Source organism: Streptomyces sp. KR55 (genome assembly GCF_052245645.1).
GTDB classification, from domain to species: domain Bacteria; phylum Actinomycetota; class Actinomycetes; order Streptomycetales; family Streptomycetaceae; genus Streptomyces; species Streptomyces flavusporus.
In genome coordinates this window covers 1-12265 of sequence record NZ_JBQQCE010000288.1, presented here as the reverse complement: position 1 = coordinate 12265, position 12265 = coordinate 1, and the positions used below count along the sequence as shown (strand labels likewise).

Annotated in this window: 8 protein-coding genes and 1 pseudogene; all 9 read left to right on the top strand. The window is 70.1% G+C overall.

Features of this window, described 5'->3' with window-relative positions; all coding sequences use genetic code 11:
• Window positions 1-42 precede the first annotated feature (42 nt).
• Window positions 43-2001, top strand: a complete 1959-nt coding sequence (locus ACTWQJ_RS33260) for a peptidoglycan D,D-transpeptidase FtsI family protein (RefSeq protein WP_443310216.1) — start codon at window positions 43-45, stop codon at window positions 1999-2001.
• 190 nt (window positions 2002-2191) lie between these two features.
• On the top strand, window positions 2192-3715 hold the full coding sequence (locus ACTWQJ_RS33255) for a UDP-N-acetylmuramoyl-L-alanyl-D-glutamate--2,6-diaminopimelate ligase (RefSeq protein ID WP_443310214.1): 1524 nt from the start codon (window positions 2192-2194) through the stop codon (window positions 3713-3715).
• A gap of 4 nt (window positions 3716-3719) precedes the next feature.
• A complete protein-coding gene (locus tag ACTWQJ_RS33250) occupies window positions 3720-5126 on the top strand; it encodes a UDP-N-acetylmuramoyl-tripeptide--D-alanyl-D-alanine ligase (protein ID WP_443310213.1) in 1407 nt (468 codons plus the stop codon).
• On the top strand, window positions 5126-6217 hold the full coding sequence (gene mraY / locus ACTWQJ_RS33245) for a phospho-N-acetylmuramoyl-pentapeptide-transferase (protein WP_129797541.1): 1092 nt from the start codon (window positions 5126-5128) through the stop codon (window positions 6215-6217). Before ACTWQJ_RS33250 ends, mraY begins: the two co-directional genes overlap by 1 nt.
• On the top strand, window positions 6199-7623 hold the full coding sequence (murD, locus tag ACTWQJ_RS33240) for a UDP-N-acetylmuramoyl-L-alanine--D-glutamate ligase (RefSeq protein WP_443310212.1): 1425 nt from the start codon (window positions 6199-6201) through the stop codon (window positions 7621-7623). The genes mraY and murD overlap by 19 nt, the downstream gene beginning before the upstream one ends.
• A 104-nt stretch (window positions 7624-7727) precedes the next feature.
• A complete protein-coding gene (gene ftsW, locus ACTWQJ_RS33235; protein WP_443310211.1) occupies window positions 7728-9080 on the top strand; it encodes a putative lipid II flippase FtsW in 1353 nt (450 codons plus the stop codon).
• A gap of 6 nt (window positions 9081-9086) precedes the next feature.
• Window positions 9087-10079: pseudogene (gene murG / locus ACTWQJ_RS33230) on the top strand (undecaprenyldiphospho-muramoylpentapeptide beta-N-acetylglucosaminyltransferase); the annotation flags it as partial.
• A gap of 41 nt (window positions 10080-10120) precedes the next feature.
• Entirely contained in the window at window positions 10121-10915 is a 795-nt protein-coding gene (locus tag ACTWQJ_RS33225; RefSeq protein WP_443310215.1) for a cell division protein FtsQ/DivIB, read from the top strand.
• Window positions 10916-11194: 279 nt separating this feature from the next.
• Window positions 11195-12265: cell division protein FtsZ (ftsZ, locus tag ACTWQJ_RS33220; RefSeq protein ID WP_443310210.1), on the top strand; the 1071-nt coding region annotated here is incomplete at its 3' end.

Below are 12265 nucleotides of genomic sequence, written 5' to 3'. Positions count from 1 at the left end.
CTCCACCTCCACCCCGACCACGACCCCCGGCAGGTGACGGAAGTGACCGACAGGGAAGCGCCGCACCGCCGCGTGCCCGGACCCGCACGGCCCGACCGCTCCGGCAGCGCGCGGCGCCCCGGCCCCGGCGCCCGCCCGGCCCGCCGTCCGGCCCCGCCCCGCCCTCCGGCCCCGCACGTCATCCGGCTCGGCAGCCCCCGGCCCCGCCTGCGCCTGGTCGGCCTGGCGCTGACCCTCGTACTGCTCGTGTTCGTCGTACGGCTGCTCCAGGTGCAGGCCGTCGATGCGAGCGCCTACGCCGCGAAGGCCGAGCGGAACCGGTACGTGGTGCACACCCTCGCCGCCCAGCGCGGCGAGATCACCGACCGCACCGGCGTGGCCCTGGCGACCAGCGTGGACGCGTACGACATCACGGCCGACCCCACGCTGTTCACCCCCGCGCAGCTGAAGATCGACGACGGGCCCGAGCAGGCGGCCGCCCTCCTCGCCCCGATCCTCGGCCAGGACCAGGCCGAGCTCGCCCGCAAGCTCCGGCCCGAGGACAAGAAGCTCCGCTACGTCAAGCTCGCCGGCCGGCAGACCCCGCAGGTCTGGAAGCAGATCAAGGACCTGAGGACCGCGCTCTCCGCCAAGGCGGAAACCGACAAGAGCACGGTCAACGTCCTCGCCGGTGTCCTCGCCGAACCCAGCAGCAAGCGCGTGTACCCGAACGGCGACCTGGCCGCCGGGATACTGGGCTGGGTCAACGCCGAGGGCAAGGGCGGCGGAGGCATCGAGCAGCAGCTGAACGGACAGCTGGCCGGCGAGGACGGCAAGATCCGCTACGCCCAGTCCGGCGGCCACCAGGTGCCGACCGTCGGCTCCACCGAGACCCCCGCGGTGCCCGGCTCCGACATCGAGCTGACCATCGACCGGGACATCCAGTGGGCCGCGCAGAACGCCATCGCCGAACAGGTGAAGGAGTCCAAGGCGGACCGCGGCTATGTGATCGTCCAGGACACCGCCACCGGCGAGATCCTCGCCATGGCCAACTCACCCGGCTTTGATCCCAACGACCTCACCACGGCCGACGCGACCGCCATGGGCAACGCGGCCGTCCAGGACGCCTACGAGCCCGGCTCCACCGCCAAGGTGATGTCGATGGCCGCCGTACTGGAGGAGAACGCCGCCACGCCGGCCACGCATGTCGTCGTACCCAACCGGCTGCACCGCGGCGACCGGCTCTTCCGGGACGACATCGACCACGAGACCTGGTACCTGACGCTCAACGGCGTGCTCGCCAAGTCCAGCAACATCGGCACCATCCTGGCGACCGGCCAGCTCGGCAAGAACCAGGCGGAGGCCAACCGGGTGCTGTACAAGTACCTGCGCAAGTTCGGCATCGGCAGCTACACCGGGCTCGGCTTCCCCGGCGAGACCAAGGGCATCCTCGCCTCCCCGGACACCTGGTCGACGTCGCAGCAGTACACGATTCCTTTCGGCCAGGGCGTCTCCATCAATGCGATGCAGGCGGCGTCCGTCTACTCGACGATCGCCAACGGCGGCGTCCGCGTCGAACCCTCGCTCGTGCGCGGCACGCAGGGGCCCGACGGCGTCTTCACACCCGCCCCGAAGCCGGAGAAGACGCGGGTCGTCAGCGAGAAGACGGCCAGGACGCTCGCCCGGATGCTGGAGTCGGTCGTCGACGACGAGGAGGGCACCGGCACCAAGGCCCGTATCCCCGGCTACCGGGTGGCGGGCAAGACCGGCACGGCCAACCGCGTGGATCCGGCCACTGGCAAGTACCGCGGTTACACCTCGTCCTTCGCCGGATTCGCACCCGCGGACAAGCCCCGTGTCACCGTGTACTGCGCCATCCAGAATGCCACCAAGGGCAGCTACTTCGGCGGCCAGATCTGCGGCCCCGTCTACAAGAAGGTGATGGAGTTCGCCCTGAAGACCCTCCAGGTCCCGCCGACCGGGACGCCGCCCGCGAAACTCCCGGTCACCTTCAAACCCTGATCAGCGGCGAGCAGCCGGAACCATCCGTTCAGCACCGAGCACCCAGGAACCACCCGTGACAACGATCACCCCCGATCCCGGGGACCAGAGCGTCCCTCGCCCCTCACTTCGCTCCGGAGCGGGTGCGCCCGGTACGCTCACCGCCGTGCCACACGCTGATCAGTCCCAAACCACCCAGAAGGGCGTTCCCGTGACATATCCGGGCCCGCCGCGGCCGGAACGGGTCTCCGTCACACCCCTCGCGGAGCTCGCCGACCAGCTGGGTGTCGCCGCACCGGCCGGCACCGTCGAGGTCACCGGCATCACCCACGACTCGCGGGCCGTCCGCCCCGGCGACCTGTACGCCGCCCTGCCCGGCGCCCGCGCGCACGGCGCCGACTTCGTCACCCAGGCCGTCGGCCTCGGCGCGGTCGCCGTGCTCACCGACCCGGCCGGCGCCGAACGCGCCGCCGCCACGGGCCTGCCGGTCCTCACGGTCGACGACCCGCGCGCGCGGATGGGCGAACTGGCGGCCACGATCTACGGCCGGCCCGGCCACGATCTGCTGCAGATCGGCATCACCGGCACGTCCGGCAAGACCACGACCGCCTACCTCGTCGAGGGCGGTCTGCGGACGGGCGGCCGTTCGGCCGGACTGATCGGCACCGTCGAGACGCGCATCGGCGACGAGCGCATCAAGTCCGAGCGCACCACCCCCGAAGCCACCGACCTCCAGGCCCTGTTCGCCGTCATGCGCGAACGCGGCGTCCAGGCGGTCGCCATGGAGGTCTCCAGCCACGCGCTGGTCCTCGGCCGGGTCGACGGCTGTGTCTTCGACGTGGCCGTCTTCACCAACCTCAGCCCGGAACACATGGAGTTCCACTCCGACATGGAGGACTACTTCCGGGCCAAGGCACAGCTGTTCACGCCGAAACGCAGCCGTCTCGGCGTCGTCAACATCGACGACGAGTACGGCCGCAGGCTCGCCCGCGAGGCCACCGTCCCGGTCGTCACCTACTCCGCCGAGGGCCACCCCGACGCCGACTGGCGCGCCGAGGACGTCACGGTGGGCCCGCTGGACTCGCCGTTCACCGTGATCGGCCCGAACGGCGAGCGGATCGGCGCCAGGTCGCCGCTGCCGGGCCCCTTCAACGTGGCCAACACCCTCGCCGCGATCGTCGCCCTCGCCGCCGCCGGCCTCGACCCGCAGACCGCCGCCGACGGCATCGCCGCCGTGCCGGGCGTGCCCGGCCGCCTGGAGCGCGTGGACGCCGGACAGCCGTACCTCGCGGTCGTCGACTACGCCCACAAGACCGACGCGGTCGAATCGGTGCTCAAGGCGCTGCGCAAGGTCACCAAGGGCCGGCTGCACGTCGTCCTCGGCTGCGGCGGCGACCGGGACAGGAACAAGCGGGCCCCGATGGGCGCCGCCGCGGCCCGGCTCGCGGACATCGCCGTACTGACCTCCGACAACCCCCGCTCCGAGGACCCCCTCGCGATCCTCGCGACCATGCTCGAGGGCGCGGCCTCGGTGCCCGCGCACGAACGCGGCGAAGTGCTCCTCTTCGAGGACCGGGCCGCCGCGATCGCCGCCGCCGTCGACCGCGCACAGCCCGGGGACACCGTGCTGGTCGCGGGCAAGGGCCATGAGCAGGGCCAGGACATCGCCGGGGTGGTCCGTCCCTTCGACGACCGCCAGGTGCTTCGCGAAGCTATCCAGAAGACCCAGGGATGAACTTGTGATCGCCCTCTCTCTCGCCGAGATCGCAGAAGTCGTCGGCGGGCAGACGTACGACATACCGGATCCGTCGGTGCAGGTGACCGGACCGGTCGTCCGGGACTCCCGCGAGGTGGAGCCCGGCAGTCTCTTCGCCGCCTTCGTCGGCGAGCGCGTGGACGGCCACGACTACGCCGGGGCCGTGATCGAGGCGGGCGCAGCCGCGATTCTGGGCTCTCGCCCCGTCGGTGTGCCCGCGATCGTCGTCGACGACGTACAGACGGCCCTCGGCGCCCTCGCCCGGCACGTCGTACGCAAGCTCGGCACCACCCTGGTGGCGCTCACCGGCTCCGCGGGCAAGACCAGCACCAAGGACCTCATCGCCCAGGTGCTCCAGCGCAAGGCACCGACGGTGTGGACGCCGGGATCGTTCAACAACGAGATCGGGCTGCCGCTGACCGCGCTGAGCGCCACCGAGGAGACGAGGTTCCTCGTCCTGGAGATGGGCGCCCGCGGCCTCGGCCACATCCGCTACCTCACCGGCCTGACGCCCCCGCACATCGGCCTGGTGCTGAACGTCGGCACCGCGCACATCGGCGAGTTCGGCGGCCGCGAGCAGATCGCCCAGGCGAAGGGCGAGTTGGTCGAGGCGCTCCCCGAAGAGGGAGCCGCGATCCTCAACGCGGACGACCCCCTCGTACGCGCCATGGCATCCCGTACGAAGGCGAAGGTGATCCTCTTCGGAGAGGCCGACGAAGCGGACGTACGCGCCGAGAACGTGCACCTGACGGACACCGGGCAGCCCTCTTTCACCCTTCACACACCCTCCGGGTGCAGTGACGTGACCATGCGCCTGTACGGTGAGCACCACGTGTCGAACGCGCTCGCCGCGGCCGCCGTCGCCCATGAGCTGGGCATGTCCGCGGAAGAGATCGCCACCGCGCTCTCCGAGGCAGGCTCCCTCTCCCGCTGGCGTATGGAGGTCACCGAGCGCCCGGACGGCGTGACGGTCGTCAACGACGCCTACAACGCGAACCCCGAGTCCATGCGGGCCGCCCTGCGCGCCCTCGTGGCCATGGGCAAGGGGCGCCGTACGTGGGCGGTGCTCGGCAAGATGGCCGAGCTCGGGGACGAGGCGCTCGCCGAGCACGACGCGGTCGGACGGCTCGCCGTCCGGCTCAACGTCAGCAAGCTCGTCGCGGTCGGGGGCAGGGAAGCGTCCTGGCTGCAACTGGGCGCATATAACGAGGGTTCGTGGGGTGAGGAGTCGGTGCACGTGTCCGACGCACAGGCGGCGGTCGACCTGTTGCGCAGCGAGTTGCGCCCGGGAGACGTCGTACTCGTGAAGGCGTCCCGGTCGGTCGGGCTCGAGAGCGTGGCGCAGGCGCTCATCGAGAACGGTGCCGAGGGTGAGGTTGCCGCCCGATGATGAAGCAGATCCTGTTCGCAGGAGTCATTGGCCTCTTCCTGACCCTGGTCGGCACCCCGCTGCTGATCAAGCTGCTCGCCCGCAAGGGCTACGGTCAGTACATCCGCGACGACGGCCCGCGCGAGCACGCCAGCAAGCGCGGTACGCCGACCATGGGCGGTATCGCCTTCATCCTGGCGACGGTCGCCGCGTACTTCCTGGCCAAGGTGGTCACGAGCTACCTGGACCCCGAGGCCGACGCGGCGCCGACCTTCTCGGGTCTGCTGGTGCTCGGCCTGATGGTCGGGATGGGTCTGGTCGGCTTCCTGGACGACTACATCAAGATCGTCAAGCGGCGTTCGCTGGGTCTGCGGGCCAAGGCGAAGATGGCCGGCCAGCTGATCGTCGGTATCGCCTTCGCTGTGCTCTCGCTGCAGTTCGCGGATGCCCGCGGCAACACCCCGGCGTCCACGAAGCTGTCCTTCATCACGGACTTCGGCTGGACGATCGGCCCGGTGCTGTTCGTCGTCTGGGCGCTGTTCATGATCCTCGCGATGTCGAACGGCGTGAACCTCACCGACGGGCTCGACGGTCTGGCCACCGGCGCCTCCGTCCTCGTCTTCGGCGCCTACACCTTCATCGGCGTCTGGCAGTTCCAGGAGTCCTGCGCCAACGCGCTGGACCTGACCAACCCCAACGCCTGTTACGAGGTGCGCGACCCGCTCGACCTCGCGGTCGTCTCCGCCGCCCTCATGGGCGCCTGCCTCGGCTTCCTGTGGTGGAACACCTCGCCCGCCAAGATCTTCATGGGCGACACCGGTTCGCTGGCGCTCGGCGGTGTGCTCGCCGGTCTGGCCATCTGCTCCCGCACCGAGCTGCTGCTCGCCATCCTCGGTGGCCTGTTCGTCCTCATCACCATGTCGGTGGTCATCCAGGTCGGTTCCTTCCGCCTCACCGGGAAGCGGGTCTTCCGGATGGCACCACTCCAGCACCACTTCGAACTCAAGGGCTGGTCCGAAGTGCTCGTCGTGGTCCGCTTCTGGATCATTCAGGGCATCTGTGTGATCGTCGGACTGGGCCTCTTCTACGCGGGATGGGCAGCGGAAAAGTGACCAACTGGCAGGGCAAGCACGTCACCGTCGCCGGGCTCGGCGTCTCCGGCGTCCCGGCGGCCAAGGTCCTGCACGGCCTGGGCGCGCTCGTCACCGTCGTCAACGACGGCGACGACGACCGGGCGCGGGCGCAGGCGGCCGAGCTTCAGGCCCTGGGCGTCAAGGTCCGCCTCGGCGACGGCGCGACCCTGCCGGAGGGCACCGAGCTGATCGTCACCGCGCCCGGCTGGAAGCCGGACAAGCCGCTGTTCGCGGCGGCGCACGAAGCCGGCATCGAGATCTGGGGCGACGTCGAACTGGCCTGGCGCCTGCGCGGCCCCGACGCCGCCCCCTGGCTCGCCGTCACCGGCACCAACGGCAAGACCACCACCGTCCAGATGCTCGCCTCGATCCTGAAGGCGGCCGGCCTGCGCACGGCCGCCGTCGGCAACATCGGCGTCTCACTGCTGGACGCGGTGCTCGGCGACGAGCAGTACGACGTCCTGGCGGTCGAACTCTCCAGCTACCAGCTCCACTGGGCGCCCTCGCTGCGCGCCCACTCCGCCGCCGTCCTCAACCTCGCCCCCGACCATCTCGACTGGCACGGCTCCATGGAGGCGTACGCCGCCGACAAGGGCCGTATCTACGAAGGAAATCGCGTCGCCTGCGTCTACAACGCCGCCGACAAGGCCACCGAGGACCTGGTGCGCGAGGCCGACGTCGAGGAGGGCTGCCGGGCCGTCGGCTTCACGCTGGGCACGCCCGCGCCGTCCCAACTCGGCGTCGTGGACGGCATCCTGGTGGACCGCGCCTTCGTCGAGGACCGGCAGAAGAACGCCCAGGAACTCGCCGAGGTCTCCGACGTCAACCCGCCCGCCCCGCACAACATCGCCAACGCCCTTGCCGCGGCGGCCCTCGCGCGCGCCTACGGTGTGCCGCCCGAGGCCGTACGGGACGGGCTGCGGGCCTTCACACCGGACGCCCACCGCATCGCGCACGTCGCCGACGTGGACGGGGTTGCATACGTCGACGACTCCAAGGCCACCAACACCCACGCGACGGAAGCCTCGTTGGCGGCATACGAATCGATCGTGTGGATCGCCGGCGGACTGGCGAAGGGCGCCACCTTCGACGAACTCGTCGCCAAGTCGGCCAAGCGCCTTCGCGGAGCCGTCCTCATCGGTGCCGATCGTGCCCTGATCCGTGACGCCCTCGCGCGACACGCCCCGGAAGTACCCGTCGTCGACCTCGACCGGACCGACACTGGGGCGATGCTCGCGGCGGTCCAGGAGGCCCGGCGACTCGCCGTTGCCGGAGACACGGTGCTCTTGGCACCGGCCTGTGCCTCCATGGACATGTTCGCCAACTACAACAAGCGCGGAGAGGCGTTCGCGGAGGCGGTTCGCGAACTCGGCGCGGGCGCCTGACGGCGGGTCTCGGCCACGGCGGGTGCTTCGGGACCCTTGGAGGGACGGGTGACTCGGATGTGGCTCGGGTTTGGTCGGCGGCTACCCGCCGGTGGCAGCCGGTGATGTCCGGCAGCCGTACGGGGCGTCCTCCGGTGCGGCGGGCCGTCCGCGGGCCGGCCGCACCCCGGCCGCCGCGCGAGAACCCCTTCGTACGCCTCTCCACGCGTGCGCGCAGAGCGTGGGACCGGCCGCTGACCGCGTACTACCTGATCCTCGGCGGCAGTCTGCTGATCACCGTGCTGGGCCTGGTGATGGTCTACTCGGCCTCCCAGATCACTGCCCTGCAGATGTCCCTGCCGGGGTCGTACTTCTTCCGCAAGCAGATGCTGGCCGCCGTCATCGGCGCCGGGCTGCTGTTCGCCGCGTCGCGGATGCCGGTGAAGCTGCACCGGGCGCTGGCCTACCCGATCCTGGCGGGCGCCGTCTTCCTGATGGCTCTGGTGCAGGTGCCGGGGATAGGGATGGCGGTCAACGGCAACCAGAACTGGATCGCCCTCGGCGGCTCCTTCCAGATCCAGCCCAGCGAGTTCGGCAAGCTCGCGCTGGTGCTGTGGGGAGCCGACCTGCTCGCCCGCAAACAGGACAAGAAGCTGCTGGCGCAGTGGAAGCACATGCTGGTGCCGCTCGTGCCGGTCGCCTTCATGCTGCTCGGGCTGATCATGCTCGGCGGCGACATGGGCACGGGGATCATCGTCACGGCGATCCTGTTCGGGCTGTTGTGGCTGGCGGGAGCACCGACCCGGCTGTTCGTCGGGGTACTGGCGGTGGCCGCGGTGATCGGCACGGTCCTCATCCAGAGCAGCTCCAACCGGCTGGACCGGTTCCGCTGCATCGGTGCCACCGAGATGGGCCCCGACGGCTCCTGCTGGCAGGCCGTGCACGGGATCTACGCCCTCGCCTCCGGCGGATTCTTCGGTTCCGGACTTGGTGCGAGTGTGGAAAAATGGGGTCAACTCCCCGAAGCGCACACCGACTTCATCTTCGCCGTCACCGGTGAGGAACTGGGCCTGGCGGGGACGCTGTCGGTGCTCGCCCTCTTCGCCGCTCTAGGCTATGCAGGCATCCGCGTGGCCGGACGCACGGAGGACCCCTTCGTGAGGTATGCCGCGGGAGGTGTGACCACCTGGATCACGGCCCAGGCCGTGATCAACATCGGTGCGGTGCTCGGTCTGCTGCCGATCGCCGGCGTCCCCCTCCCGCTGTTCTCCTACGGGGGATCCGCCCTGCTGCCGACCATGTTCGCCATCGGGCTGCTGATCGCCTTCGCGCGCGACGAGCCCGCTGCGCGGGCGGCGCTTGCGATGCGGCAACCCCGCTTTGGTAGAAAGCGGGGGGCTGGGGGCTCTCAGGGGCCTCGGAGATGGAACACGATGCGACGGCGCGCCTCGGCGGCGCGTACGTCCGGAGAGCGGTGAATTTCGGTGCATGTCGTACTCGCCGGCGGAGGGACCGCCGGCCACATCGAGCCCGCGCTCGCCCTCGCGGACGCCCTGCGCAGGCAGGACCCGACCGTGGGAATCACGGCCCTGGGTACGGAGCGCGGCCTGGAGACCCGACTCGTACCCGAGCGCGGGTACGAACTCGCGCTGATCCCTGCCGTGCCCCTGCCGCGCAAGCCCACCCCCGAGCTGATCACCGTCCCGGGCCGGCTGCGTGGCACGATCAAGGCGGCCGAGCAGATCCTGGAGCGCACCAAGGCGGACGCGGTGGTCGGTTTCGGCGGTTATGTCGCCCTGCCCGGCTACCTGGCCGCCAAGCGACTCGGTGTGCCGATCGTCATCCACGAGGCCAACGCCCGCCCCGGCCTCGCCAACAAGATCGGCTCGCGGTACGCGGCCAAGGTCGCCGTCTCCACCCCGGACAGCAAGCTGCGTGACGCCCGCTACATCGGCATCCCGCTGCGTCGCTCCATCGCCACCCTCGACCGGGCTGCCGCGCGCCCCGAGGCCCGCGCGATGTTCGGCCTCGACCCGAACCTGCCGACCCTGCTCGTCTCCGGCGGTTCGCAGGGCGCCCGCCGCCTCAACGAGGTGGTCCAGCAGGTCGCTCCGTGGCTCCAGCAGGCCGGGATCCAGATCCTGCACGCGGTCGGCCCGAAGAACGAACTGCCGCAGGTGCACCAGATGCCGGGAATGCCCCCCTACATCCCGGTAAGTTACCTGGACCGGATGGACCTCGCGTATGCCGCGGCCGACATGATGCTCTGCCGCGCCGGCGCGATGACCGTCGCCGAACTCTCCGCCGTCGGACTCCCGGCCGCCTACGTCCCGCTGCCCATCGGCAACGGCGAACAGCGGCTGAACGCCCAGCCGGTGGTCAAGGCCGGCGGCGGACTGCTGGTCGACGACGCGGAACTCACCCCCCAGTGGGTGCAGCAGAACGTCCTGCCTGTGCTCGCCGACCCGCACCGGCTGAGGCGCCCCGGAGGCGAACCGAGCCAGGAAAGGGAGTGCGCGTGGTCGGACCTACCACCGCCGAACGCGGTGCACGCCGGCAGGAGTCGTCCGGCCCGCCCCCTGCCCGGCGGCTGAGACCGCCCAGACTTCGTACGATCATCATCCTCGCGGTCGCGCTGGTCCTCCTGGGTGCGGGCGGGGGTTGGCTGTTGTACGGCTCGCAGATGCTGCGCGTGGAGCGCGTGACCGTCTCCGGGACCCGGGTCCTGACGTCGGCGCAGGTGCGCGAAGCCGCCGATGTTCCGCTCGGATCGCCGCTGATTTCCGTCGACACCGATGGGATTGAGGCGCGACTTCGTCGGAAATTGCCCCGAATTGACGCAGTTGATGTGGTCCGTTCCTGGCCCCATGGAATCGGTCTGAAAGTGACCGAGCGGACTCCGGTTATGCTCGTCGAAAAGGGCGCGGAGTTCGTGGAAGTGGACGACGAGGGTGTCCGGTTCGCCACGGTTTCTGAGGCTCCGAAAGGCGTCCCACTCCTCGAATTGACGGTGTCCCGGTCGGATTCGGCCGCGGCCAGCCACCGGCGCTTCGGCGAGCACCGGCTGGTGCGGGAGGCGGTACGCGTCGCCGGTTCCCTTCCGGCCGTGATCGCACGCGACACCCAGGTCGTCAAGGTCCGTTCCTACGACGACATCTCGCTGGAGTTGAGCGGCGATCGGACCGTCGCGTGGGGGAGCAGCGAGAAGGGGCGCGCGAAGGCCCGTACGCTCGCCGCTCTCATGAAAGCCGCCCCCGCCGCTCGGCACTTCGACGTCAGTGTTCCCACCGCCCCTGCATCATCAGGGAGTTGACGGGCATCGGCGCAGGCCAGCACCCTGGTTGGGCAGCGCTACGCCTGATCACATAGGGTGAAAAGAAAAACGGGAGGTTCGGCGTGTTCGTTGAACGTGCGCCACTTGTCGACTTAGTGTCCTGTTCAGAAGACTCCAGGGAACAGACACACTGGTAACCCTAAACTTCAACGTTAGGGTTCGGGTCGGCGATACGGACCGTCCCCATCGGCATCAGTCGTCGGATCGCGGCAAGGCCGCGAGGCGGCGACACGTAACTCGAGGCGAGAGGCCTTCGACGTGGCAGCACCGCAGAACTACCTCGCAGTCATCAAAGTCATCGGTGTCGGCGGCGGTGGTGTCAATGCCATCAACCGGATGATCGAGGTCGGTCTCAAGGGCGTCGAGTTCATCGCCATCAACACCGACGCACAGGCGCTGTTGATGAGCGACGCCGACGTCAAGCTCGACGTCGGCCGCGAACTCACCCGCGGACTCGGTGCCGGAGCCAACCCGGCCGTCGGCCGCAAGGCCGCCGAGGACCACCGCGAGGAGATCGAGGAGGTCCTCAAGGGGGCCGACATGGTCTTCGTGACGGCCGGTGAAGGCGGCGGCACCGGCACCGGCGGCGCGCCCGTCGTGGCCAACATCGCACGCTCTTTGGGCGCCCTCACCATCGGCGTGGTCACGCGCCCGTTCACCTTCGAGGGACGGCGCCGCGCCAACCAGGCCGAGGACGGCATCGCCGAGCTCCGCGAAGAGGTCGACACCCTCATCGTCATCCCGAACGACCGTCTGCTGTCCATCTCGGACCGCCAGGTCTCGGTCCTGGACGCCTTCAAGTCGGCGGACCAGGTCCTGCTCTCCGGTGTCCAGGGCATCACCGACCTCATCACCACCCCTGGCCTCATCAACCTCGACTTCGCCGACGTCAAGTCGGTCATGTCCGAGGCCGGTTCGGCCCTCATGGGCATCGGCTCGGCCCGCGGCGACGACCGCGCGGTGGCCGCGGCCGAGATGGCGATCTCCTCGCCGCTGCTCGAGGCGTCCATCGACGGCGCCCGGGGCGTGCTGCTCTCCATCTCCGGCGGCTCCGACCTCGGCCTGTTCGAGATCAACGAGGCCGCCCAGCTGGTCAGCGAGGCCGCCCACCCCGAGGCCAACATCATCTTCGGTGCGGTCATCGACGACGCCCTCGGCGACGAGGTCCGCGTCACCGTGATCGCGGCCGGCTTCGACGGGGGCCAGCCGCCGGCCCGCCGGGACAACGTGCTCGGCGCCTCCTCCCCCAAGCGCGAGGAGCCCACTCCGGTACGGCAGCCCGAGAGCAGCCCGTCCTTCGGCTCGTTCGGCAGCGTGAAGCCGAAGGAG